Source organism: Edaphobacter paludis (genome assembly GCF_039993895.1).
Classification (GTDB): domain Bacteria; phylum Acidobacteriota; class Terriglobia; order Terriglobales; family Acidobacteriaceae; genus Edaphobacter; species Edaphobacter paludis.
This window is the reverse complement of the sequence record NZ_CP121194.1, coordinates 1,832,995-1,857,463: the sequence shown is the minus strand read 5'-3', so window position 1 is coordinate 1,857,463 and position 24,469 is coordinate 1,832,995. Positions and strand designations below refer to the sequence as shown.

Here is a 24,469-nt window from a genome sequence, read left to right as displayed (position 1 = left end):
ATGGCAGCCGAGTCTCTCCATCTGCAACGCACTGCCCGAATTGTTGGAACACCCCGCATTCTTATCATTGATGATGAAAATGCGATTCGAGAGTCGCTCGAGACGTTGCTGACGCTCGAAGGATTCACCGTGACTCTCGCCGCCGATGGCGTCTCCGGGCTCGAACTGTTGTCGCGTAATGAATACGACCTGCTGCTGCTTGACCTTGCCCTCCCGGGCGAAAGCGGCATCGACCTGTTGCCGCGCATCGTCGAGATGCAACCGAACCTTCCGGTCATCATGATTACAGCCTACGGAACCGTGGGCAACGTCGTCGATGCCATCCGCGCGGGCGCGGAGAACTTCGTCCAGAAGCCGTGGGACAACGAAAAGCTGCTCGCCGATATCCGCACGGCCATCGCCAAACACCGGGCCGAAGAAGAGGTCGTTCAACTCAAGCGAACGCTCAAGCAGCGCTACAACTTCGAGAACATCGTCGGCAAGAGCGAGCCCATGCTGCGCCTCTTCGACCTCATCGCCCAGGTCGCGCCGAGCCGCTCGACCGTGTTATTGCAGGGCGAAAGCGGAACCGGCAAGGAGTTGATAGCGAAGGCGCTCCATGCCAACTCGCCGCGGCGCGACCATCCCTTTGTTCCTGTCAATACCGGCGCTGTCCCCTCCGATCTGCTGGAGTCGACGCTGTTCGGCCATGTCAAAGGCGCGTTTACCTCTGCCATCAGTGCCAAAAAGGGTCTCTTCGAAATTGCGAACGGGGGCACGCTCTTCCTGGACGAAATCGGCACCATGAACATGGACATGCAGGCGAAGATCCTGCGCGTTCTGCAGGACCGCCGCTTCATGCATCTCGGCGGCGTGCAAGAGATCCAGGTCGATGTCCGCATCATCGCCGCCACCAATGTCAACCTGCAGCAGGCTGTGCGCGAAGGTCGCTTCCGCGAAGACCTCTTCTATCGGCTCAACGTCATTACGCTGGAACTACCTCCGCTGCGTCTGCGCCGCGAGGACATCCCCCTGCTCGCCGGACACTTTCTCAAGTTCTACGCAGAGGAAAATGGGACACAGGTGCCGTCGCTTGCGCAGGAGACACTGCGCATCATGATGGACCACGAGTGGCCTGGAAATGTTCGTGAGCTGGAAAACGCGATGGAGCGCGGTGTTGTGCTTGCCACCTCAAGCGTGATCACTCCCGACCTGTTGCCCGCGCAGTTGACCGGGAGCACCTACTCCGCCAGTCTGCTCGACCATAAGCCTGACGCATCGCTCTTCGACCTGATGGAAGAGATCGAACGCCGTATCATCTCGGACCGGCTGGAGCGCTGTCATTGGAATCAGACAGAAGCGGCGGAATACTTCAAAATTCCTCTCTCCACACTCAATCAGAAGATCAAACGGCTTAACGTTGAAATCAAGAAGCGCACGCGCGACTAGCTTCGAGGGAACGGCTCGAGTGGGTTACTCGGCGGCCCTTCTTAGCTGCTGATTTTTGAAAAGCAGTTCGGCGATGAGTCTTTGCAGGCGCAAGTTTTCTATCTCCAGCTCGATAATGCGGAAATCGGAAGAACTGGGCGAAGCGTGACCGTTGGGCGGTGACGGATTGGATTGGCCCAGCTCTCGCTCCGATCCGGCGGTTATGATCTCTCCGAGTTCGTTCATATGCGCGGCTCCGCAGGTTGTTCTTCTCCTGCTTTAGCGAAGGGATTGCATCGCATGCCTTTGCGAAACTTCTCGCGTTCGTCCGGAGACATCTGCTCCCAGCGCTCTTTCATGCGATGTTTCATGCGCCGGTTCCACTGGTCACGATGGCCGGAGTGACGGTGGAAACCGCCAAAGAGGATTCTGCTAAGGATGATGAGGCCGAGTGCCTGCCAGAACGTGATGCGCGTCCATCCGAATATCTGCGGCAACAGGGCGTTCCAAAGCTCCATCGTGATGAAGCCGAAGACAGCTCCGGCGACAATGACGAAGAGAATGATTTTAAGTCCTTTAACAAGTCGATGTTGCATGGTTTCTCCTTATGGCTTTGCGATGGTGTCGTAGATGGATTGGAGCGTGCGCCGCAGATGCAGCACGGCGTAGCGTTTGCGCGAGAGCAGCGTGTTGACGGCGATGCCGGTCTCGGCTGAGATCTCTTTGAAGCTGCGGCCCAGCAGCTCATGGGCGACGAAGACCTCGCGCTGCTCGGCGGGAAGCTCTTCCAGTGCCTCGTCGAGCGCGTCGAGGAGAAGACCCCGGGCATAAGCCGCCTCCGGCCCTTGGTCAGGCGAGGGCAGCAGATCTTCGAGCGTGTCTCCAGTGTCTTCTTCCGAAGATATTGGCTCGTTGAGTGAGCCGGGCTTGCTCTTGCGAAAGACGTCGATCATCCGATTTCGAGCGACACGGAAGAGCCAGGCGGTGACCTGCTCGATGGGTTTCATGAGGCGATATGCCTCGATCAACTCGTAGAAGACATCCTGCAGAATATCTTCGGCTTCAGCGCTGTCCGCAACTCGCTTGCGGATAAAACTGCGCAGTCGCGGCTCATCCCGCTCCATGGCCTCGGAGATGAGCTGGTCCTGCTCGATGATCGTGAGTTCGTTCATCTACTGGTGTAGACGGATGAGAGGGTACGGATATTTTAGGGCGTAGGCGGCGAAGGCGATTTAATTTGGATATAACGGCTGGCAAAAGTAATAAAGGTAGGCCAGTTTGGCGCCGGGGTGTGGCCTCCGGTGTGCTGGCGGAAGGCGATATCTCCTTCGACCAACGGCGTTTCGATGGGCGGGAAGGTGGTGGTACCCAAGCCCTTTTTCCCGAGTAATTGGTAGACCGGGCTGGCCGCAGCAGCGGCCATGAACATCCCCTTGGCATCGGCCCAGCCGTCGCCTTCGGTTGCGCCACCGCCGATGAAGACCGGGCAGGGAGCGCAGAGGGCAATCAGCTCGTGCGAATCGATGGGCAGATCGTTGGCGGTGAGCGGACCAGCATATTTCAGGAAGTTGCCGGCCATCCAATGGTATTCGCGGGGAGCCGCCACGTTTTCGAGCCGCTCGCCCCAATTGCGGCGGTAGAGCTGGGCACCCCCCGCGCCTGAGGAACTGACGTAGGCGATAGCGAACCGAGGATCGTAGGCCATCGCGACCAGCGCGGTCTTGCCAAAGCGGGAGTGGCCCTCAATGCCTACCTGCCTGGCGTCGACGGACTTGTCGGTTTCGAAGTAGTCCATAGCGCGGCTGCCACCCCAGGCCCACGCGCGGATGGCGCCCCAGTCGTCGAGCTTGCGTGGCTGGCCCTTGTTAACCAGACCGATGATGCCTTCTGTGAGACCTGCGCCGTTGTCCGCCTGAATGGTGGTGGGGTGAAGGATGGCATAGCCCCAGCCCTTGGCGAGAAGCTGCTGCTTCCAGTCGGGCATGAGCGTCGTGCCGGGGACAGGAGCGGGTGGAGGCGGCATCTTGAAACCGGGGTAACCCTCGAAGCTGAACTCCATGATGATTGGGACGGGGCCACCGGCATTCGCCGGGGTGGTGAGGCTGAGCTCGATATTAACGGCGATGAGCGGGTAGGAAGAGTTGTCGACGTGACCGACGAGCTGCTTGGTAACAACCGGGAAATCCCCTACGTTTCCCTTGGTTGTAGTGACGACCTCCCAGTTCACCCTGGGCGTATGAGCAGGCACGCGTCCGTAGATTTCGCGGTCGAAGTATTCGACAATCTGGGGCCGTCGCTGCGTCCACCACATGTCCGCCGACGTAACCTTCTTGCCGTTGTTCAAAATGAGGGGGTCGGGAAGGTTGGGATACGGGTTGGCCTTGGACTCCTCGTAGTTGACGGCGTTGGGAGCGCCCGCATGGCTATCGACTCCCTGACGCAGAGAGGTGATGTGGAGGAGATCCATCAGTCGTTGATGGTCCTGCTCCGCAGTCAGGTGAACGGGAGGCGATATCTGTGCAACAAGTGCGGCAGGCAGAAGTAGGAGAGCGGCGGCCAGAAAGGTGGCTTTTGGAAGAGACTTTAGAGTATGCAGGATTTTCTCCTTGGTGCCACTGAAACTAATGTCAACCTACTAAATGACGTCGTTTACGGTAGCGCCTTCGAATAGATACCCGAAGACGCCAGTGAACTTTCACGTTTGACTAGTTCTCCGCGCACGAGCGCCGTCGTGAACTCCGACGTAAGGCGGTTATGAACCCGCTTCAGTCTGCCGATAGGGACGCGTTCCATATTGAGAAGCCAGAAGTCGCTCTCGGCAACAAGCTTCTCGAACTTCTTTATCGTTATTTGGTTCAACCCACCGGCAACCTCGCTGAACCGGGTCGCTCCGTCCGTCTTGAACGTCGATCTCCATCGTATGAGAGCGTCTTCGCTGAACATAAGATGTGCCCATGGACAAACTGAAAATAGATGACCGCCAAGTGGGTGGTACCAGGTCGGACCGAAGCTTAAGAGAATCTCTCCGTCCGGCTTGAGCAGAGTATTCATGATTCGCAATATTTCAGCAGGGTCCTTGAAGTGCTCAAAGGCATCGATGGACACGATAATGTCACTCGTTTCCGAGGTCGAAGTCGTAAAGGTGCAACGATCCTGAACACCTGCTCTGGCTGCTGCCTCCCTGGCGATCTGAAGACATTCTTCCCGAATATCGATTCCTATGACCCTGACGGCGCCCCGTTGTGCCATCTCGATTGCCTCGGTGCCGATTCCGCATCCGAAGTCGATGACGGACTTACCTGGAATCTTGCTCAAAAAATTGCTTCCCAGGAGATCGAGTTTTGATCTATCTCCGGCTTCGACAAGCAGGTCTGGACTTCGCGGATAGAGGCTCCTCAGGATTCGATACTGCAACGCATTCAGCATGGCTCACAGGTCTCCTGTCGCTTCAAATTGTGGTGCGGCTTAACTGGGGCCCGTTTAGTTGAGCTATATTATCAGCAACTTTGAACAATATTTACCGCTTTTGTGGCCATGACTATAACGTCGCCAATGTGGATATTGCCTCAGAGTTGCAAATAGCTGACAGAAGTACGGTAAGCTCGTATACCTCTATGACTGTTAAAAAGCGAGTAGCTACTGCCAAACAACGGAGTACAAGAGTTACAAAAGCCGCTCCCGCAAAGGCTGTTGAGAATCTTTTCTTCAGCCGCGATGAGTCGTGGCTGCGGTTCAACCAGCGAGTACTGGAAGAGGCGGAGGACGCTACGAATCCGCTGCTGGAGCGGGTGAAGTTTCTCGCCATTACGGCCAGCAACCTGGATGAGTTTGTGGAGATACGCGTGGCTGGTATCTTGCAGCGGATTGAGGATGGATATGACCTGGCCCAGCCGCTCGACGAAGGCGGACTGCGGCCACAGGAACGCCTTGAACGACTGCGCGAAAGACTGAAGAATTTCGTCGAGGCGCAATACCAGTGCTGGAATGAGCGATTGCTGCCAGCAATGCAGGAAGAAAGAATTCATGTTCTGCGATGGGAGCAGTTGAGCGATGAGGCGCGAAGCTATGCGCTGGAGTTCTATGAGAAAGAGGTCGATCCTCTGCTGACACCGGTAACGATCGATCCCTCGCATCCCTTCCCGAGAGTGCTGAATAAGGCGCTTTGCCTTGCGCTATTGCTCAGGAACAAGCGTAAAGGAAATGGCGAAGCTCGGCCCGCCACCCTGGGCGTAGTGACGGTGCCCCGTTCCCTGCCTCGGCTGGTGTCGCTGCCAGGGACGGAAGGCAACTGCGATTTTATTCTGCTGCACGAGTTAATCGGGTCACAAGCGGAACGTATGTTTCGCGGATATGAGGTACTGTCGCGCTCGGCGTTCCGGGTGACACGGAACAGTAACCTCTACCTGCAGGAGGAAGAGTCAAGGTCGGTGCTCGAGAGTGTGCGCGCCGAACTGCACAACCGACGCAAGGGCGATGCAGTCCGGTTGGAAATTGACGGCTTCGCCGCGGAAGAGATCGTCGAGCGTCTACGAATTACTTTTGAGCTCGATCCATGGCAGGTCTTCCGGACGGAAGGGCCAGTCAACCTTTCGCGTCTCATGAATCTTTATTCGGAGACCAAGCGGCCTGAGCTTAAATATCCTCCCTTTACAGGTCAAGAGTTCAGGCTCGGACAAAAAGCTGTCGACTTGTTCGAGGAGTTACGCGGACGGGACATCATGTTGCACCATCCTTTCGACTCCTACAAGACCGTGGAGCATTTTATCGAGGCAGCGGCGGAAGATTCCGGCGTCATCTCGATGAAGCAGACGCTTTACCGGACGAGCAAGGATTCGCCGATCTTCCGTGCGCTGATTGAAGCAGCACAGAATAAGGACGTCACTGTCGTCGTGGAACTGATGGCGAGGTTCGACGAGGACTCGAACATTCGCTGGGCGAGAGAGCTCGAAGATGCCGGTGTAGGAGTTTTTCACGGAATCTTCGGTCGGAAGACTCATTGCAAGCTGGCCCTTCTGGTGCGGCGCGATCCCGATGGCGTGGTACGTCGGTATGCCCACTTGGGAACGGGAAATTACAATCCGGTGACCGCGCGGTTTTATACCGACATCAGCCTGCTGACCTCGCGGCCGGAGATGACCGAGGCAGTGCAGAAGGTGTTCAACTATCTGACCGCAGAGACGGAGGCCATCACCTATGCACCATTAATGGTCGCCCCGCTGACCCTGGCAGATAGCCTGATTACGCTGATTAGCCGGGAAGCAATCCATGCAAAGGCGGGGCGTCCAGCAGCGATTGTTGCGAAGATGAATGCCCTGCTCGACCGCGCAACCGTCGAAGCACTGTATGCCGCATCGAAGGCCGGCGTCGAAATTGACTTGATTGTGCGGGGGATGTGCTCGCTACGACCCGGAGTGAAGGGCTTGAGTGAGCGAATCCGCGTGCGAAGCATTGTCGGGCGATTTCTCGAACACAGTCGGATCTTCAGCTTTGCAAACGGTGGCAAGGAAGAGATCTACTGCGGCAGTGCGGACTGGATGCCGCGAAATCTGTTCGAGCGTTGCGAGGTCCTCTTTCCAGTGATACAGCTGGACCTGGTGAGGCGTCTGCGCGAAGAGATTCTTGCAGCCTACTTGAGGGACAACACGAAGGCCCGGTTGCTACAGCCGGATGGCGAGTATATTCGGGCGCCGCGCACGGGTGTAGCCTTCAACGCTCAGGATTACTTGATGCGCATAGCGGAAGGGACAGCCGAAGGGATGTCATCGCCGCCGCCGGGACACTCCAATCAATGATAGAGGCCGCACTCGAAAGCGCGGCCTCTATCAATTCATCGGCGCTATTGAACGGTAAACAGGATAGTTGCGGAATGAGAGACATTCCCTGCTACCGCCGTGATCGTGATGGTATACGTTCCCGGTGTTGCGTTGGTAACGGGAGTGGGGGTAGGTGTTGTCGTAGATGTGGGCGTGCTGCTGCTGCTTCCTCCGCAACCGCCAGCGCCAATAATACCAACGGAGATGATTACGGCAAGGAGCGCGCCCCAGCGACGACGGCGCGGAAGAACGAGAAGAAACATGCATGCCAGAGTTGCGCCGGACCCGGCGACATACCAGGGCAGCTTCATCGCAGGAGGATGATTTGAGGCCAGTTTAAGTTGGGCTGTTGCCGTCTTTGCATTGCTTTGAAAAGCCGACAGCGTAAGCGTCACCGGCACGCTGGCCGTCGAGTTGATCGTGATGGTATTTGTCGAAGAAAGAGCAGGAGAAAAACTGTAGCTGGCTGCCACAGTCTGATTGGTATTGGTCGTCAGGGTGATGGGTCCGGTAAATCCTTGGAACGGGGTAAGCGTAAAAACAATACCGGGACCGACACCGCCAGCTTTCACAGTTACATTGGCATTACAAGGCGTGATCGAAAAATCCGGGCTCGTCGTAGAGACGACGTCAATGGGCGACGGTGAACCGTCGGACGCGAGCAGTGTTCCTCTCGATCCAGCATAGGTATTGTCGCCGGAATATACGGCGCTAATTGTGTGTGCACCCGACGAAATCGCCGATGTGTTGAGGGTATACGCTGCATGGCCGCTGACCAGGGCCACAGGCGAACCAACGGCCGCGCTATCGACGAAGAACTGTACGGTGCCTGTTGGGAAACTACCGGTGATGGGATTCCCACTGCTATCAAAGGTGCCATTAATGACGTTGACAGAAAGGGGAAGACTGCCGCTGGAGATCCCACAGATGGAAGCCGTAGTCGTGAGTGACGTAGCGGAGATGGTAGCTGCGCTGTTAACGCCGGTCGGAGTGGAAAGGCTCCATTTGGTCGCGAGATTATATGCGTCGATGGTTCCCAGGCCGGTGGCCTGGTCGTAGCCGGTACCGGCAGTGTAGCCGATGCTGCCGGTGCTGGGACAATTGGGCGTACCGGTCTCGCATGGGCTGGAGTTGTTGCCGCCGGTGATGTCATGGAAGACGTCGTTATAGTACGAGCTATTTCCCAACCCCAGGCCGTAGAGAGTCGGATTGGCGTTGCCGATGCGCGGACTGATATTAGGAGATAATTTCTGCTGTTCCTGTTCGACCAGCGCAAGAATGCCCGCAAAGGACGGCGCCACTACCGATGTTCCACCTACCACGTTCAGATTGCCGGATGCGTCGCGATAGCCATTGACGCATGATCCCTGTGCGCAGAACAGATAGCCATCGTGATTGGAGGCCGAATCGAGGGAGATGTCAGGAACATCCCGAGCGTAGTCGTTCGGAACTCCGGTTCCGGATTGCCACGAGGGTTTGGAGAAGAAAGCACTGGCCCCTCCCCCTCCCGCGCTGAGGCCGCTTGCGCTGGTCTCGTTCCAAGCCGTCTCGGGAATATAGGAGACAGCCGAGCTCGAGTTAGCTCCGTTGGTGGCGCTCCAGTATGTGGTTGCGCCGGTGCTACTCCCGTCGTTGAACATGGTGCCACCGGCGGAGGTTACAAAGGGTGAACTGCCGGGAAAATCGACGCCGAGGCCCTGCGTGGCTATAGCTGTATTGGAGTCGCAATCAGTGGCGCCGGAGTCGCCGGCCGGACCGACGATTGTGATGCCTTCCGCATTGGCCTGTTGAAAGAGCTGATTGAAGGAATCCATGTCGCTGATTCCCGCTGCGGCCTCGCAATTGCCATAGCTGATCGAGATAATGGGCGCAAGATTATTGTCGATCGCGGCCGGCATCGAGGTATTAATCACGTCTTTCGAGTTGACGTAAACAATTTTTGCGGAAGGTGCACTGGCCCCTGACCATTCGACATCAAGTTGGGCCTCGGCCAAGTCGCCCGTGTTTGGGGTGCTGGTGCTCGTTGTGGCAGCTCCAGGATCGGGACCATAGGTCTTAACCGTAGGCACATTGGCGGGAAGCCCGGATGCGGCCCGAAACGCGGCAACATCGGCCAGGCTGAGATCAACCTGGCCCATCACGGCGATACTGTATCCGCCACCTGTCCCTGCTCCGACCCCGGTGCCATCGATGCCGCTGCTGATAAGAGCCTTGCTGTCATAGATCGTGTAGAAGTCGCCCGGAGCAATAAAGTGACCGCCGGAGACAGACGATGTGTACTTCGGGTCCAATACATCGGTCTTGACGACGCGAGGCACGGCGCGCGATTTAAGCCTGAAGTTATTCAGGCCGGTGATAGTCGAGACAACGCCAGCAATCGATGCAGGTAACACTGCATCAGTGGTATTGGCGAAGTGCTGTTCGCCGTTGAGGTTCAAATTGTGAATGGTGGTATGGAAGGCCTTCTGCGCCTGGTCAACAGTTCCCGTGAAGGTGATGAATGTAGAGCTGCGCGCCACTCCGGTGATGGTGAACCCTTGGCTGGTCAGCCACGAAGAGACCTTGGCCAAGTCGGCGCTGCTGAGACCGAATTGCGCGCCGAACTGTTCCGGCGTGAGCCATTGGTGGTAGCGCGGCGAGCTGGGGTTCTGCTGGTCGTTAAGAAGCTGGGTGAGCGTCGCCTGCTGCGCGGCAGTCATATTGAAGCGGAGGGTGAGGCTATCCAGAACACGATCTGAAGGCGCCGAGCCGAGATCAGCCGCATTTTTTACCCGCGGCGAGACAGTATGCGGTACAGCGGCGCGGCTTTCCGCGGCGACGGCTGCGATCCGATTGGGAGACGCTGCTTGTCCCAGGGGCGAAAGAGCGAAAACGAGGCCGAGGACTGGGAGGATATTCCTAAAAAGCGAAGGGCTCTGCATAAATGGTCTTTCCTGCGTAATGGTTTAGCAACTGCAATTGCCCCGTGCCGACCGCAAGTTTCGTCTTGCGACGGTGATGGACTTCAGCGTCAAGAGAGCAGACTCCAGCATCGTAGACAGCCAACTGATTGATTTGCGGACTATAACCCGGTGCCTGACCGTCACACCCACTTAAACATCCATTCTAGAAAAATGTTGCGCGTCGAGTACATCCCACATGCGTGGGATTCAGATCGCATACTTCCCTGCCTTGATGATGTGCTGGGCTACCTGGCGACGCAGAGCAACAGTGTCTGCCGGATCATATTTAGCGAGGCGGCGGAGGATCGTGAACTGGGTTCGGACCATGTCGCCTTCGGCTACGGCGGCAACAACCTTGCGAGCACAGAGTTCAATCTTCTCCATGGCCCCCACCGCGTAGATACGTGCCATGGCTACAGGAATTTCGGCACCGGCGCTTCTCTTCGAGGCAGTAATTTTCTCCGCACGCAGGATGGCCGACTCCATCGCGTAGACCTCGATAACCATCTCGGCGATAGCCCCCATGACCTCCTGCTCGTCGGAGATTTTGGCCATGTATCTCTGGGCGGCGGCTCCGGTCGCAAAGAGGGTCAGCTTCTTTGCGCTTGCCAGAAGATTGAATTCCTCGCTGAGCGGGCCTTCCACCTCTTCCTTTGAGACCGGACCAGCCATCACCTCGTCCATAAGCCGCTTGATTGCGGGCATCAACGCCAGCCTTCCGGACATCGCCGACTTCATCAGCCATCCCGTGATGATGAGACGATTGATCTCGTTGGTGCCTTCAAAAATCCGATTGATGCGCGAATCACGGTAAGCACGTTCGGCCGGATATTCCTCGACATAGCCGTAGCCCCCATAAATCTGCAACACTTCATCGACGACGTGGTCGAGCATCTCCGAGTCCCAGATCTTGACGATGCTGCACTCGACGGCGTAGTCCTCAATTGCCTTTTGGATGGCGGACGTGTCGTGTTTATCGACATTGGAGAGGGCCGCGTCGATCATCCCTACCGTACGGTAGGAGAGCGCTTCGCCGACGAAGACGCCGACCGCGCAGTCTGCAAGCTTTTCCTGAATGAGGCCGAATTCAGAGATAGATTTGCCGAAGGCTTTGCGCTCCTTGGCGTAGCGAATGCCGTTGCCGAGCGCCATACGCGCAGCCCCGACAGCGGCATTACCGAGCTTGTACCGGCCAACGTTGAGGATATTGAAGGCAATGTGAGTACCTTTGCCCACCTCGCCCAACAGATTAGCTGCGGGGATCTTGCAGTCTGCCAGGATGAGCGGGCAGGTCGAACTGCCGCGTATGCCCAGCTTGTGTTCTTCTTTGCCGATGGTAAGTCCAGGCGTTCCGCGTTCTACGAGAAACGCGGTGAGCTTTTCTTCGCCTGCCTTGGGGCCATCGGGCATGGCGCACTGCGCGAAGACGGTGAAAAGGTCGGCGAATCCCGCGTTGGTGATCCACATCTTTTCGCCATTCAGCGTATAGGTCTGCTTATCTTGGGATAGAACGGCCCGGCTGCGGGCACTGACGGCGTCGGAGCCGCTGGTGGACTCCGAGAGAGCGTAGGCTCCGATGAACTCGCCGCTGGCAAGTTTAGGCAGATACTTCTTTTTTTGCTCGGCGGTGCCGTACCAGACGATGGGCAGCGTCCCAATACCGACGTGCGCGGAGAAGATGACCGAGAAGCTTCCCTGCCGGGCGATGTTGTCGGCGATGATAGCGGCGGTGGCTTTGTCCATCTCCAGACCGCCGTATTCTTCTGGGATATCCACGGAGGTCAGGCCAAGCTCGGAGGCTTCTTTGAGGAGGCGGCGGATGATGGAGAAATCTTTGGCTTCGATCTGATCAGAGACGGGAACGATCTCGTTAGTGGCAAACTCGGTTGTCGTCTGAGCGATCTGGCGCTGCTCTTCGGAAAAGTCTTCGGGGAAGAAACAGTCTTGCGGGGAGGGATCGGAGATAAGGAATGAACCGCCTGGAACGATCTTCGTGTCGGCAGTCGCGGAGGGGACGATCATCGTGGCCATATCAAGCTCCTTACATCTAACAGCAGTTATGCAGCCTCGAAAATTCCGGCGGCGCCCATGCCTCCGCCTACACACATTGTTACCATGCCGTACCTTGCATTGCGGCGCGGCATCTCGCGGAGAAGAGTGGCAGTGAGTTTAGCTCCGGTGCAGCCCAGGGGATGGCCGAGGGCGATGGCTCCTCCATTAACATTGACCTTCGCAGGATCAATGCCGAGCACCTTGAGGACTGCGAGCGACTGCGCCGCGAAGGCTTCATTGAGTTCAATGACGGCAATGTCGTCCAACGATAACCCTGCCATCTTGAGGACCTTGGGAATAGCGTAGATCGGCCCGATGCCCATCTCTTCGGGATCACATCCGGCATACGCAAACGCGATGAACTTCGCCAGCGGCTTGATGCCGAGTGCGGCAGCGCGGCTAGCGGACATGACTACGGCAGCGGCAGCTCCGTCGGAGGTCTGCGAAGAGTTTCCTGCCGTAACTGTCCCCTTGGCATGAAAGACAGGCTTCAGCTTGGCAAGCGCTTCAAGAGAAGTATCCGAGCGAGGACCTTCATCGGTCTTGAAGACGGTTTCGACGGACTTGCCGTTGGCAGATGTATTCGTAACCGTAACCGAAACAATCTCATCGTCGAACCTTCCAGCAGCAATTGCAGCGAGGGCCTTCTGGTGCGAGTTATAGGAGAACTGATCCATCGCCTCGCGTGTGATGCCATAATGGGCCGCCACTCGTTCGGCGGTGAGTCCCATCGACATATACGAGCCGGGATAATTCTCCACCAGCCATGGATTGACGGAGATCTTATTGCCACCAAAGGGAACATAAGACATGCTCTCGACACCTCCGGCGAGGATCACCTCCGCGCTTCCACCGCGAATGCGGTCCGCAGCAAGAGCGATACTTTGCAGGCCAGAGGCGCAGTAACGGTTGATCGTCATTGCAGCGGTCTCAATGGGCAATCCGGCGCGAAAGCTTGCGACCCGGGCAATGTTCATTCCCTGCTCCGCCTCGGGCATCGCGCAACCCAGAATCACGTCCTCAATCTCTTTCTTATCCAACTGAGGCACCCGCTCCAATGCCCCCTGAATGGCGAACGCAGCGAGATCGTCGGGCCTCGTCGTGCGAAGCGTACCGCGAGGAGCTTTGCCTACTGCGGTTCGTACTGCGGACACGATGACGACTTCGTTCATAGAAAGACCACTCCAGGTCTGCTCCTAGTTCCTCAACGGCTTTCCCGTCTTCAAGGTGAAAGCGATGCGCTCCTGCGTCTTCTTCTCTCCGCACAAGCTAAGAAATGCCTCGCGCTCGAGATCTAGCAGATGCTGTTCGCTGACCAGCGTGCCGGGAGTGACATTGCCTCCGCAAAGCGCATAGGCGATCCAATTGGCCACCTTAGTGTCATGATCGGAGATGTACTGTCCCTCGCGCATCGTCCAGACAGCCAGCTTCAACGTCGCCAGAACGCTCTCGCCGGGCGCGGGAATATCGGTACGCGGAATGGGTGTGGCGTATCCAGCATCCGCTATAGCACGGGCACGAAGTCTAGCGTCAGTAAGGAGTCGATCGCGGTTGATCGTGATGTTGTCCGAAGGCCGGAGAAAACCGAGGTTGCGAGCCTCTGCCGCAGAGGTTGAAACAGTCGCCTTGGCAATCGTCTCAAAGTTCTTCTTGAGTGCCTCAAATATTTCGACGCCTTCGCCGCGCGCATCCGGCCGAATGCTCGATCCTGCCTCGATACTGCGCAAAACCATCTCCTTGCAACCTCCGCCGCCGGGGATGAGCCCTACACCCGCCTCGACGAGACCCATATAGAGTTCCGCATGGGGCTGTCGAGCGGCAGCATGAAGAGAGATCTCCGTGCCTCCGCCGAGGCACATGCCGTACGGCGCCACAACGACAGGACGCGGACAAAATTTAATCGTCTGGGTCATGTTCTGGAAGTTGCGGACCGCAAGATCGACCTCATCCCACTCCTCGTCCTGGATCGTGAGAAGAAGTTGCATGAGGTTAGCGCCCACAGAGAAATTCGCCGATTCGCCAGTAATGACGAAGGCATCGAAGTCCGTCACCTGCTGGCTGGAAGGCTTCAGCGTCTGTGTAATCAGCGAGACGATATCGTCGCCAAGCGCGTTCATCTTCGAGTGCAGCTCGATGGCGGCAACGCCCTGACCCAGATCAATGATGGAAGCTCCGGGATTCTTTCTGACCACCCCGCGGGCCTTCTTAATGGTGGCAAGCGACGTGACGCCCTCCACCATGGGCACGGGCTTGTAGCTGCCAGTGACGGGATCGAAGAAGACTCGTCCGCTGGGAACAGCCGGGTCATCCTTGTACCAGCTTTCGCCTATGGCTAGAAGCTTCTCGACGCTGGCGGCAATGGGCGCTCCCGCGGCACGCATCTTTTCCGTCGTGGTGCGGACTCCGGCGGCATCGAACATCTCAAAAGGCCCAAGCTCCCAGTTGAAACCCGCCTTCATGGCCTCATCTACCTCGACAATGCTGTCGGTTATCTCAGGAACCCGGTTCGAGGAATAGGTGAATAGTTCAGTGAGCAGCGGCCAGTAAAATGCCGCGGCTTTAGATTTCGATGCATCAGCGTGAAGAAGTTGTGGAATACGTGCGGCGGTCGATTCGACGTTCTTTGCCATGTCGAGCGCGGGGAACTTAGGCCGCACGCTGGGCCTGTAGTCCAGCGTCTGCCAGTCGAGGACGAGGCGTAGATCGCGACCTTCCGAGTCCTTTCCGCCACTTTTACCGGAGTCTCCGCTCGCTTTTTTATAAAATCCTTGCCCCGTCTTGTCGCCGAGCCATCTCTTCTCAATCATCTTGTCGATAAAAGGTGCCAGCCCAACATCGGCTCGCTCATCTTTAATTCGTGCTGCCTGCGCTTCGAAGTTTTTTGCGACGTGGGCAAACACGTCGATGCCAACCATATCGCCGAGCCGAAAGGTCCCTGTCCTTGGCCAGCCCAGCGCGGAGCCGGTAAGAGCATCCACCTCTTCGATGGACAATCCCTGCGCCTGCATCAGGCGAATAGCGTTGCCCATGCTGAAGGTTCCAATACGGTTGGCGATGAAGTTGGGCGTATCGTGCGAGCGGACGACGGTCTTGCCCAGCCGTTGATCACAGAAGCGCGTAATCGTAGCCACGTCAGCGGGATCCGTCTCTGCGCCTGGAACGATCTCGAGCAGACGCATATAACGCGGCGGATTGAAGAAGTGCGTGCCAAAGAAATGCGGCTTCAGATCGCCGGGAAGACTGGCTGCAATGTCCGCGATGGGCAGACCGCTGGTGTTGGTCGTAAGGATTGCATCCGCGCGGAGATGCTGCTGAACTTTGAACAGCAGCGAACGCTTGATGTCGAGGTTTTCGGCGACCGCCTCAAGAATCCAGTCGCAGTCGGCGATAAGGCGAAGGTCGTCCTCAAAGTTGCCGATCGTGATGAAGCGAGCGTTGTCGGGCACGTAGAAAGCAGCCGGCTTGGACTTCTTCAGAGCATCGATCGCCGCAAGAACCAGCTTATTCCGCTCCTGCTTCGGAGCGTCCGAAGCCGTTCCGGGAGGCACAATGTCGAGGAGGACCACGGGAACGCCTGTGTTGGCGATGTGCGCAGCAATACGAGAGCCCATGGTTCCGGCTCCGAGAACGGCGGCTTTGCGTATCTGTCTTGCTGCGACGCTGCTCTCGGGCATCAGGCGAACTCCGGAGAAAACCTCGGACGCTTGAAGCGTACTGAATGACCATTCAGTACGTCAAGCAGCTATGACAGTAAGACCTCGTTGCAACTCAGTGCTTTGACTCCGCCAGGCGGTGCATCTCCGATCCCGCGAGAAGGAAGCCTCCAACGCCGTAGACATAGCTGGCCGACGGCTTGAACTTTCCAGGTTGTCCATCGATCGGCTGGATGGAGCCAAGTCGGCCATCGGCATAGACGTGGCTCAGCATCCCCTTCCACGCCTTCTCGACAACAGGCTCATACTTGGCGCGATCGAGAATGTGATGGTTGATTCCATAAGCGATGCCGTAGGTTACAAACGCAGATCCCGAAACCTCGGGAAGCTCATAGGCGCCGGGATCGAGCAAGCCGGAACGCCAGAGTCCATCGGGACTCTGAATCTCTGCGAGCTTTGCCGCCATCTGCCGGAACTGCTCTACATATTTCGCACGGCTCGGATAATCGGCAGGCATGAACTCAAGCACGTTCACCAGGCCGCCCATCACCCACCCATTGCCGCGCGACCAGAACAACTTCTTGCCATTCGCCTGCTTCTGGGTCAGGTAGCGGCTATCGCGGAAGTATAGATGTTCCTGCGGGTCATAGAGACTGGCGGAGGTAAGCCACCACTCATGGTCCATATAGTCGAGATACTTCTTGTCGTGAGTAATCGCATAGGTGCGGGCAAGCACAGGCGGCGACATGAACAAAGCATCGCACCACCACCACAGCAGCTTATTGGGATCATCGGGGCGTACGACGAGACGATCCATCACGGCCTTGGTATCGGCCAGTCGCACAGGCTGGCGGTCGGCGCGATAGAGATCGAGATAAGCCTGCCCCAGCGCCTGATCGTCGGCATGAGGAAACCGATTATCCAGCAACTGCCAGTTGAAGCCCTCCGCCATATGGACCACCGCATTGCGGTACTTCGCATCGTGCGTCGTAGACGAAGCGGCAAGCAGCCCGTCATAGAGCGCGGCAAACGTCCATTGCTGGTTGAAGCTGGGCTCGGCAACCGTCAGTTCCCAATCGGCGACCTTCTTCATCACCGCAGAGATGGCTTTGGGTTTGATCGCAGAAGAAAGATCGGTCGCGAGCGGACCGGGATCGTCAGGAGCGTCGCCTGCCGCATCCCGATTGATAGGGACGACCGCCGACTTCGGAGCAGGTGTCTGTGCCCCCGCGCTGAAGCAAGAGCCCGCCAGAAATGCACTGAGCAGCAATGCGCCCAGAAAGTTTGAACCACTCATTTTGCGCGTGAACGGAAGAAAGAATCTTTCGACAGAAGACATAATGGACACCATTAGAACAGACGTTTGCCGATTACGCTCCGCAACCTCGAACGCTGCCATTTCGGTATAGTTAGACTTCTTGCAATAATCATTTTTGGAGGTAGTTCTGTGCGAGTTCGAAGTGCGATTGCTGCAACACTGCTGCTTGGGATGGCTCTATGTTGCACGGCAAAAGCGCAGGACCTCGCCAGCTTCGAAAAGCGCACAACCGTAAAGGTGCTTCCAAACGGTCTCACGCTCATCGTCTGCGAGCGGCCCGAAGCGCCCGTCTTCAGTTTCTACACTCTGGTCGATGCAGGATCGGCGGACGACCCGCAGGGCGACAGCGGCCTGGCTCACATGTTCGAACACATGGCCTTCAAGGGGTCCACTGAGATCGGCACCACCAACTATCCTGCCGAAAAAATCGCTCTGGCAAAGGTTGAAGTGGCCTACGCCGCTTACGATGCCGAGTTTCGCAAGCGAGTCGGTCAGAATCCGGCCAAACTGGCGCAGCTCAAGAAGGTGTTCCAGGACGCCCAGGCTGCCGCTGAGAAATATGTCATTCCCAATCAGTTCTCGCAGATCGCGGAGCAGAATGGTGCCGTAGGAGTCAACGCATCCACCAGCGAGGATTCCACCGAATACTTCTGGAGTATGCCATCCAACCGCCTGCAGCTTTGGGCTTATCTAGAGAGTCAGCGAATCGGGCATCCCGTCGAACGAGAATTTTATAAAGAGCGAGATGTAGTACAGGAAGAACGCCGGATGCGCATCGACTCGTCCCCGATAGGCCGCATGGTCGAGCAGCTTCTGGCCACAGCCTATGTGGCTCATCCCTATGGGCGTAGCGGAGTCGGCTGGGAGAGCGAGATCAGCCAGGTCACCGCGACCGAAGCCGAAGCCTTTCACAAGAAGTATTACGTGCCCTCGAATATCGTGATTGCGGTAGTCGGCGACGTGAAGGCATCCACCGCGATGCCCATTCTTGAACGTTACTTTGCCCCCATCCCCGCAGGCCCGAAGCCCGAACCGATGACGACCATCGAGCCGCCGCAGTTCGCGGAAAAATCCGTCGTCATCAAAGAGGCAACCCAGCCTTTCTATATCGAGGGCTACCACCGCCCCGACTACCGCGATCCTGACGATGCCGTCTATGACGCCATCACCGACATCTTCTCCAATGGTCGCACCGCGCGGCTTTATCGCAGCCTTGTACGCGATCAGCGCATTGCCGCGGAGGCCGAAGGCTTCAGCGGCTTCCCCGGCGAAAAGTATCCCGGCCTGTTCGCCGTGTATGCCGTTCCCCTCCCCGGCCATTCGCCTGAGGAGATGCGGACGGCAATCCACAAAGAAATTGATCGCCTCAAGAATGAAGATGTAACCGATGAAGAGCTTGCCCGCTTCAAGACCCGTGCGCGTGCCGATCTATTACGCGGCCTCGCCGACAACGAAGGTCTCGCCCACCAGCTCGCCGAATATCAGACGCGCTACGGAGACTGGCGAGAATTATTTCGCCAGTTGGACAAGATCGACGCTGTCAACAAGGCGGACGTACGCCGCGTAGCTAATAAGATCTTTGTTGCCAGCAATCGCACCAGCGCGCAGATCGACTTCGTCCCACCCCAACAGAATCCCGAGCCTTCCCAACTGCCCACTCCTCGAACACCTGCTCCGGCGCAAACCGGAGGTGCAAAATGAAGGGACTCTCGACGATGCGTTTTGCCGGCATAGCACTGACGGTTTTGCTTACCACGATGACACCGATGAGCGGCACTGCTCAGACGGCAGCCAAGCCGGCAACCAGCACCAGGCCAGCCGCACAGCCGTGGAAGCAGATTCCGATTCCACCCCTCCATGCCTTCAAACCGAAGCAGCCAAAGCGAATCGAACTGGCGAATGGCCTCGTAATCTTCCTGCAGGAAGATCACGAGCTTCCCTTCATCAATGGAACGATTCTCATCCGAGGCGGAAGCCGCGACGAACCGGCAGACAAAATTGGCCTCGTATCGCTCTATGGCCAGACCTGGCGCACCAGCGGCACCACAACGGTCGATGGCGACAAACTCGACGACGAGCTGGAAAACAAGGCAGCCAGCCTTGAGACCAACGGTAGCACCGCCACCACTTCAGTGAACTGGTCGAGCCTCAAGGGCGACTTCGACACCGTCTTCGCCGCAACAATGGACCTGCTGCAGCACCCCAACTTCAAGGCTGACAAGCTCCTTTTAGCCAAGCGGCAGTTGGAGACCGGCATCTCGCGCCGCAACGACGACGCCAGCAGCATCGCCAACCGCGAAGCGATCAAGCAGGTCTACGGCCCAACAAATCCCTACGCTCGCCAGGAAGAGTACGCCACCGTCGAAGCGGTTAAGTTGGCAGACCTTAAGGCCTGGCACGACAAAACGGTCGTACCCAACGGCATGATCGTCGCCGTCTCCGGAGACTTCGACAGCACGGTGATGGAAGCCAAGCTTCGCAAGGCCTTTGAATCGATGCCGCGTGGCACGCTCATCAGCACGCCGCCTATTCACTTCACCGATCCCCACCGCGCCATTTACTTCGCCGAAAAGGGCGACGTAGACCAGTCCAATGTGCTCATCGTCGGTCTCGGCACCGAACGGCGTAACCCTGACTACTACGCCCTCAGCGTCATGAACGAAGTCTTCTCCGGTGGCTTCGGCTCCCGCGTCGTGCAGGATGTGCGCACCAAGCTCGGTCTCGCCTACGACGTGGGCGGCAGCTTCGGAGCGTCCTACGATCATCCTGGAATCTTCTACGTCATCGCGGGCACAAAGAGCACAAGCACCGTAGCCGCCACGAAGGCATTGCTGGCCGAAATCGAAAAGCTTAAAACAGAACCACCCACCCCGGCAGAGCTCAACAAAGCAAAAGATCAGGTTCTCAACTCCTTTATCTTCCACTACGACTCGCCCGAGAAGACGCTGAACGAACAGGTCATCCTGGCCTTCTACGGCTACCCGCCCGACTTCCTCGACAAGTACAAAACCGGCATCGAAAAGGTCACCTCAGCCGATGTTGCCCGCGTAGCGAACAAATACGTCGACCCCTCGAAGCTCGCCATCGTCGTAGTAGGCAACCAGTCCGAGATCTCGCCAAAGCTCGATACCCTGGGCAATGTAACGAATCTCGATATCGCAATCCCGCCGCCGCCGGGCAAGCCCACCAGGTAACCTACCGTGAGACCCTATCTATCTATGGATGCTATCGACGCCACTGGATTTGCAATTGCCATCATGGCCGCAGGCAAAGGAACGCGGCTCAAAAGTAAGCGCCCCAAGGTCCTGCATGAGATCGGCGGACAAGCTCTGCTGCTGCACGTTATCGACGCAGCTAAAACCATAGTCCCCGCCGACCACATCTACTGCATCATCGGCCACGAAGCGGATCGCGTTCGCGCCGCAGTCGCCCCTACCGGCGTGCAGTTTGTCCTCCAGGCAGAGCAGCGCGGCACCGGTCACGCGCTCCAGCAGGTCAAGGCGCATTTCGCCGAAACCGGCGCAACCATCCCCAGACATTTTCTGGTCCTCTCCGGCGACGTGCCTCTCATCCGGCCCGAGACGATCGCCTCCATCTGCGAGCTCCATCTCCGCGAACACGCCGCCATGACCATCCTCACCGCCGTACCCGACGATCCCACCGGCTACGGTCGCGTCCTGCGCGTCTCCTCGGACAAACCTGAAGTCACAGCGATCGTCGAACAGAAGTCTCTCCGCCCCGACCAGCTTTCCACACCCGAGATCAACTCCGGAATCTACTGCTTCGAAACCGCGGCGCTCTTCAGCAAGCTCGATTCCCTCTCCACCGACAACGCCCACGCCGAGTTCTACCTCACCGATGTGGCCGCCATGCTGGTCGCCGACGGCGAGCGCGTCGTCGCCGTCAAAGCCGACCACGTCAACGAGGTCCTCGGCGCCAACACCATCGCCGAGATGATGCACCTCGACGCCGCCATGCGCATGGAGACAGCGAAGCGCCTCATGGCCCAGGGCGTCACCATCTTCCGTCCCGAAACCTGTGTCATTGATGCCGCCGTCACCGTGGGCCCCGATACCATCATCGAGCCTTACGTCCAGTTACTCGGCGCAACCACCATCGGCACAGAATGCCGAGTCCGCTCCTACTCCGTCATTCAGCAATCGACTCTTGGCAACGGAGTCACCGTACGCAACGGCTGCATCCTCGATAGCGCTGAAGTCAGCGACGGCGCAATTCTCGGCCCCTACGCCCATCTCCGCCCTGAGAGCCGCATCGGCGAAAACGCCCACGTCGGCAACTTCGTCGAGACCAAAAAAGTAACGCTGGGCAAAGGTTCCAAGGCCAACCACCTCAACTACCTCGGCGACGCCATCATCGGTGCCGGAGTCAACGTTGGCGCGGGCGCCATCACCTGCAACTACGACGGCGTTCACAAGCACCAGACCATCATCGGCGACGGCGCCTTTGTCGGCTCCGACTCGACCCTCGTCGCTCCTGTCACTATAGGAGCCGGTGCCTACATCGCCGCCGGAAGTTGTATCACCGAAGACGTCCCCGAAGGCGCACTCGCCCTGGGCCGAAGCCGTCAAACTACCAAACCCGGCTGGGCTGCGGCAAAGCAAGCAGCAATCAAAAAAACCTAGGCAGCTTCTAGCCCAGCAATAAAGAAACAGCACTCGACGCCGATAAGGCTCGTAGCCGCTCGTATCGACGTCATCGAACGAAGCGGCTGCGCTACTGCGCAAAAGTGCCTACTCATGCCGCAGAAACGAATTTTGATCGTCGAAGACGAAGCCGCGATGCGCGATACTCTCGTAGCGCTGCTTGAACATGATGGCCACGCAACGACGGCAACCGAAAACGCCCAGGACGCTCTCATTCGCCTGCAGCAGGACCCTGACTACGATCTCGTCCTCACCGACATCATCATGCCTGGCAGCGATGGTCTCAGCCTGCTCGACGACATCTCCCTCGACTACCCCGCCATCCCCGTCGTCATCTGCACCGCTATCGACGACACCCAGGTAGCCACCAGCGCCTTTCGCCGCGGCGCTATCGACTATCTCCTCAAACCGTTTTCACGCACCGAACTCGACAGTGTCATCCTGCGCGCCATCGAGCATGGCCGCCTGCGTAAACAAAACGCCATCTATCGCCACAACCTCGAATCTATCGTCTCCACCCGCACCGGCCGTCTGCGCTCCACCATGCAGGACCTCGAACGAAGCTACGACATCACGCTCGAAGCCATGGGCGATGCCCTCGACCTGCGCGACGAAGAGACCGAGGGCCACTCCCGTCGCGTCACCGCCTACACCATCGCCCTCGCCCGCTCCATAGGCGTCGAGACCGACGAGCTTCGCATCATCGCTCGCGGAGCCTTCCTCCACGACATCGGCAAGATCGCCACTCCCGACAGCATCCTGCTCAAACCCGGCAGACTCAACACCGACGAGATGACCACCATGCGCGAGCACTGCGAGCGCGGCTACGAGATGGTGCGCAAGATCCCCTTCCTTCGCGAAGCCGCCGAGATCGTATACGCCCACCAGGAGCGCTTCGACGGCACCGGCTACCCACGGGGACTGAGCGGCGAAGCCATTCCCCTCGGCGCGCGTATCTTCGCCATCGCCGACGCGCTCGACGCCATGACCTCCGATCGCCCCTACCGTAAGGGGACAAGCTTCGAAACTGCATGCGCCGAGATCGCCCGCTGCTCAGGAAAGCAGTTCGATCCGCAGATTGTCGAAGCCTTCCTCGCCATGCCCATCAATTCATGGACCGATCTCCGTGCCGAAGTTGCCAAAATGCCTACCGCCGGGCTGTCCTCCACCTTCTGCCGCCCCGTCCTTGCGCCGGGCCGACGGGAAGCCTAGCATCTCCCTGCAGATGTACCTGCGAGGTGATCGCCATGAAAAGGGCTTTGACTCCAACCGAAATCGAAGATGTATTGCGCGCCCATCCCGAGTGGCAGTTGAAAGACGGCAAGCTCGTTCATGAATGGACATTCAGCGACTTTCCCCAAGCGATGGCATTTGTTAACCAGATCGCCACCATCGCCGAAGACGCCGGGCACCACCCCGACATCGATATCCGTTACAACCACGTCGTGCTCGCCCTGGTCTCGCACGATGCAGGTGGAATCACTGAACGGGATGCAGCCATGGCGGGCCGGATCACGGCCGAACTCGCCAGCCATTCCAGCCCATACGCTGCAAAAAGTTAACTAAGAGAGCATCGGGTGTGGAGACCAGTTTTCACTTTTTTAAATTATTTTTGCTTGGAAATTTCTCAGGAGCCTAACTGGCCACCCATATGAATATAAATGACTTACACACACCTATGCCGCTCTGACCGACAATATTTTCTATTTTGAAAATGATTTTTTTCTATGATTGAACATATTTTAGGATTTGCGGATACACATTGTGGTATATTCAATTCATCGGCAAGCGTGAGTATCCGCACCGAACAAGTTTCTCAGCCCGCATCATCGATTCACGGCTGACACAAGTTGCGTCACTGGCCTCCCGGCATGAACAAACCATCGTTCATGCCGCCTTTTTTTTGTCTTTTAGGCTGACCTTCTTGTTGATCATCTGGTCCGGGTGCTCCAAATCCTTAATCCCCTTTAGCTTTCGCTATTTTCATCTTGAACAAATTGGCGCATTCCCCCTCCGGCAGGCAGCAGACCGGCCCTGATTTGGTATTCCCTCCTGCCGCGATTTATGATGTCCGACATGAAGCGAATACTCGGGTGTGTAGTGTTAGGCCTTGTAACCATGGTTGCGTCTGCGCAGTGGACCAACCCCTCCGACGATGTACCGGCCTACAACGCGACCGCGCCGAAGAAACACCTCCCGCCTGTCCTGAGCGGCGATCAGCTCACCGGCCCCTATTTCTCGCATCCATATCAGGTGACTGTATATAAGATGGCGGCAAAGATCCCGTCCGTGCTCCATCAGCAGCCCTGCTACTGCCACTGCGACCGCGTCATGGGACACAATAGCCTGCATAGTTGCTTCGAAGGGACCCACGGAGCCGCATGCTCCACCTGCATGCGCGAAGCTGTTTACGCCTACCAGCAAACCATGAAGGGTGTAACTCCTGCCCAGATTCGAGCTGGCATCGAACGGGGCGACTGGCAGACCATCGACCTCACCAAAGCTGCCCTCTAAGAGCCCAAAGCCGAATTACCCGCTATGCGCGGCGGAGCCGGTTCACTTTGCCCATGCAATTGGCAGTTTTATCTCGGCTTGGCCTATCCTTGCTTTGAGCTGTTCT

The 24,469-nt window shown here is 57.6% G+C and carries 18 protein-coding genes; 8 read left to right on the top strand and 10 right to left on the bottom strand.

The annotated features are described in order from the left end of the window. Positions 1 to 1,428 (top strand): sigma-54-dependent transcriptional regulator, encoded by a 1,428-nt coding sequence (locus P4G45_RS07645; protein ID WP_373694191.1) that lies wholly within the window; start codon positions 1 to 3, stop codon positions 1,426 to 1,428. Between the two features lie 24 nt (positions 1,429 to 1,452). On the opposite strand, the gene P4G45_RS07640 is transcribed toward P4G45_RS07645, so the two are convergent. From P4G45_RS07640 to P4G45_RS07620, 5 genes are all read right to left on the bottom strand, one after another. Next, positions 1,453 to 1,653 carry a hypothetical protein gene (locus P4G45_RS07640; RefSeq protein WP_348269078.1) on the bottom strand — a complete coding sequence of 67 codons (201 nt, stop codon included), beginning with the start codon at positions 1,651 to 1,653 and terminating at the stop codon, positions 1,453 to 1,455. After that, positions 1,650 to 2,003, bottom strand: a complete 354-nt coding sequence (locus tag P4G45_RS07635; RefSeq protein ID WP_348269077.1) for a hypothetical protein — start codon at positions 2,001 to 2,003, stop codon at positions 1,650 to 1,652. The genes P4G45_RS07640 and P4G45_RS07635 overlap by 4 nt, the downstream gene beginning before the upstream one ends. 9 nt (positions 2,004 to 2,012) lie before the next feature. Next, complete coding sequence (locus P4G45_RS07630) at positions 2,013 to 2,579, bottom strand: RNA polymerase sigma factor (RefSeq protein WP_348269076.1); 567 nt, start codon at positions 2,577 to 2,579, stop codon at positions 2,013 to 2,015. A gap of 35 nt (positions 2,580 to 2,614) precedes the next feature. Then, a complete protein-coding gene (locus tag P4G45_RS07625) occupies positions 2,615 to 3,874 on the bottom strand; it encodes an acetylxylan esterase (protein ID WP_348269075.1) in 1,260 nt (419 codons plus the stop codon). A gap of 182 nt (positions 3,875 to 4,056) precedes the next feature. Further along, the gene (locus tag P4G45_RS07620) at positions 4,057 to 4,833 is read right to left on the bottom strand and encodes a methyltransferase domain-containing protein (protein WP_348269074.1); all 777 of its coding nucleotides are present in this window, start codon (positions 4,831 to 4,833) and stop codon (positions 4,057 to 4,059) included. A gap of 188 nt (positions 4,834 to 5,021) precedes the next feature. Between P4G45_RS07620 and ppk1 the strand changes: the two genes are divergently transcribed. Next, a complete protein-coding gene (gene ppk1 / locus P4G45_RS07615) occupies positions 5,022 to 7,199 on the top strand; it encodes a polyphosphate kinase 1 (RefSeq protein WP_348269073.1) in 2,178 nt (725 codons plus the stop codon). 44 nt (positions 7,200 to 7,243) lie between these two features. On the opposite strand, the gene P4G45_RS07610 is transcribed toward ppk1, so the two are convergent. From P4G45_RS07610 to P4G45_RS07590, 5 genes are all read right to left on the bottom strand, one after another. Beyond that, entirely contained in the window at positions 7,244 to 10,141 is a 2,898-nt protein-coding gene (locus P4G45_RS07610; protein WP_348269072.1) for a protease pro-enzyme activation domain-containing protein, read from the bottom strand. A gap of 228 nt (positions 10,142 to 10,369) precedes the next feature. Further along, positions 10,370 to 12,193, bottom strand: coding sequence for an acyl-CoA dehydrogenase family protein (locus tag P4G45_RS07605; protein WP_348269071.1), 1,824 nt, complete (start codon positions 12,191 to 12,193; stop codon positions 10,370 to 10,372). Between the two features lie 26 nt (positions 12,194 to 12,219). Continuing rightward, on the bottom strand, positions 12,220 to 13,386 hold the full coding sequence (locus P4G45_RS07600) for an acetyl-CoA C-acyltransferase (protein ID WP_348269070.1): 1,167 nt from the start codon (positions 13,384 to 13,386) through the stop codon (positions 12,220 to 12,222). 24 nt (positions 13,387 to 13,410) lie between these two features. Continuing rightward, complete coding sequence (locus P4G45_RS07595; RefSeq protein ID WP_348269069.1) at positions 13,411 to 15,888, bottom strand: 3-hydroxyacyl-CoA dehydrogenase NAD-binding domain-containing protein; 2,478 nt, start codon at positions 15,886 to 15,888, stop codon at positions 13,411 to 13,413. A gap of 94 nt (positions 15,889 to 15,982) precedes the next feature. After that, positions 15,983 to 17,164, bottom strand: a complete 1,182-nt coding sequence (locus tag P4G45_RS07590; RefSeq protein WP_348269068.1) for a glycoside hydrolase family 88 protein — start codon at positions 17,162 to 17,164, stop codon at positions 15,983 to 15,985. Positions 17,165 to 17,314: 150 nt separating this feature from the next. Here P4G45_RS07590 and P4G45_RS07585 point away from each other — a divergent pair, with 150 nt between their 5' ends. From P4G45_RS07585 to P4G45_RS07560, 6 genes are all read left to right on the top strand, one after another. Next, a complete protein-coding gene (locus P4G45_RS07585) occupies positions 17,315 to 18,886 on the top strand; it encodes a pitrilysin family protein (protein WP_348269067.1) in 1,572 nt (523 codons plus the stop codon). After that, positions 18,883 to 20,379 carry a pitrilysin family protein gene (locus P4G45_RS07580; protein ID WP_348269066.1) on the top strand — a complete coding sequence of 499 codons (1,497 nt, stop codon included), beginning with the start codon at positions 18,883 to 18,885 and terminating at the stop codon, positions 20,377 to 20,379. The genes P4G45_RS07585 and P4G45_RS07580 overlap by 4 nt, the downstream gene beginning before the upstream one ends. Positions 20,380 to 20,403: 24 nt before the next feature. Then, on the top strand, positions 20,404 to 21,828 hold the full coding sequence (gene glmU / locus P4G45_RS07575; protein WP_348269065.1) for a bifunctional UDP-N-acetylglucosamine diphosphorylase/glucosamine-1-phosphate N-acetyltransferase GlmU: 1,425 nt from the start codon (positions 20,404 to 20,406) through the stop codon (positions 21,826 to 21,828). A 114-nt stretch (positions 21,829 to 21,942) separates the two neighbouring features. Beyond that, positions 21,943 to 23,061 (top strand): HD domain-containing phosphohydrolase, encoded by a 1,119-nt coding sequence (locus P4G45_RS07570; protein WP_348269064.1) that lies wholly within the window; start codon positions 21,943 to 21,945, stop codon positions 23,059 to 23,061. A 35-nt stretch (positions 23,062 to 23,096) separates the two neighbouring features. After that, positions 23,097 to 23,411 carry a 4a-hydroxytetrahydrobiopterin dehydratase gene (locus tag P4G45_RS07565; RefSeq protein ID WP_348269233.1) on the top strand — a complete coding sequence of 105 codons (315 nt, stop codon included), beginning with the start codon at positions 23,097 to 23,099 and terminating at the stop codon, positions 23,409 to 23,411. A gap of 514 nt (positions 23,412 to 23,925) precedes the next feature. Then, positions 23,926 to 24,363, top strand: coding sequence for a CYCXC family (seleno)protein (locus P4G45_RS07560; RefSeq protein ID WP_348269063.1), 438 nt, complete (start codon positions 23,926 to 23,928; stop codon positions 24,361 to 24,363). Positions 24,364 to 24,469 lie beyond the last annotated feature (106 nt).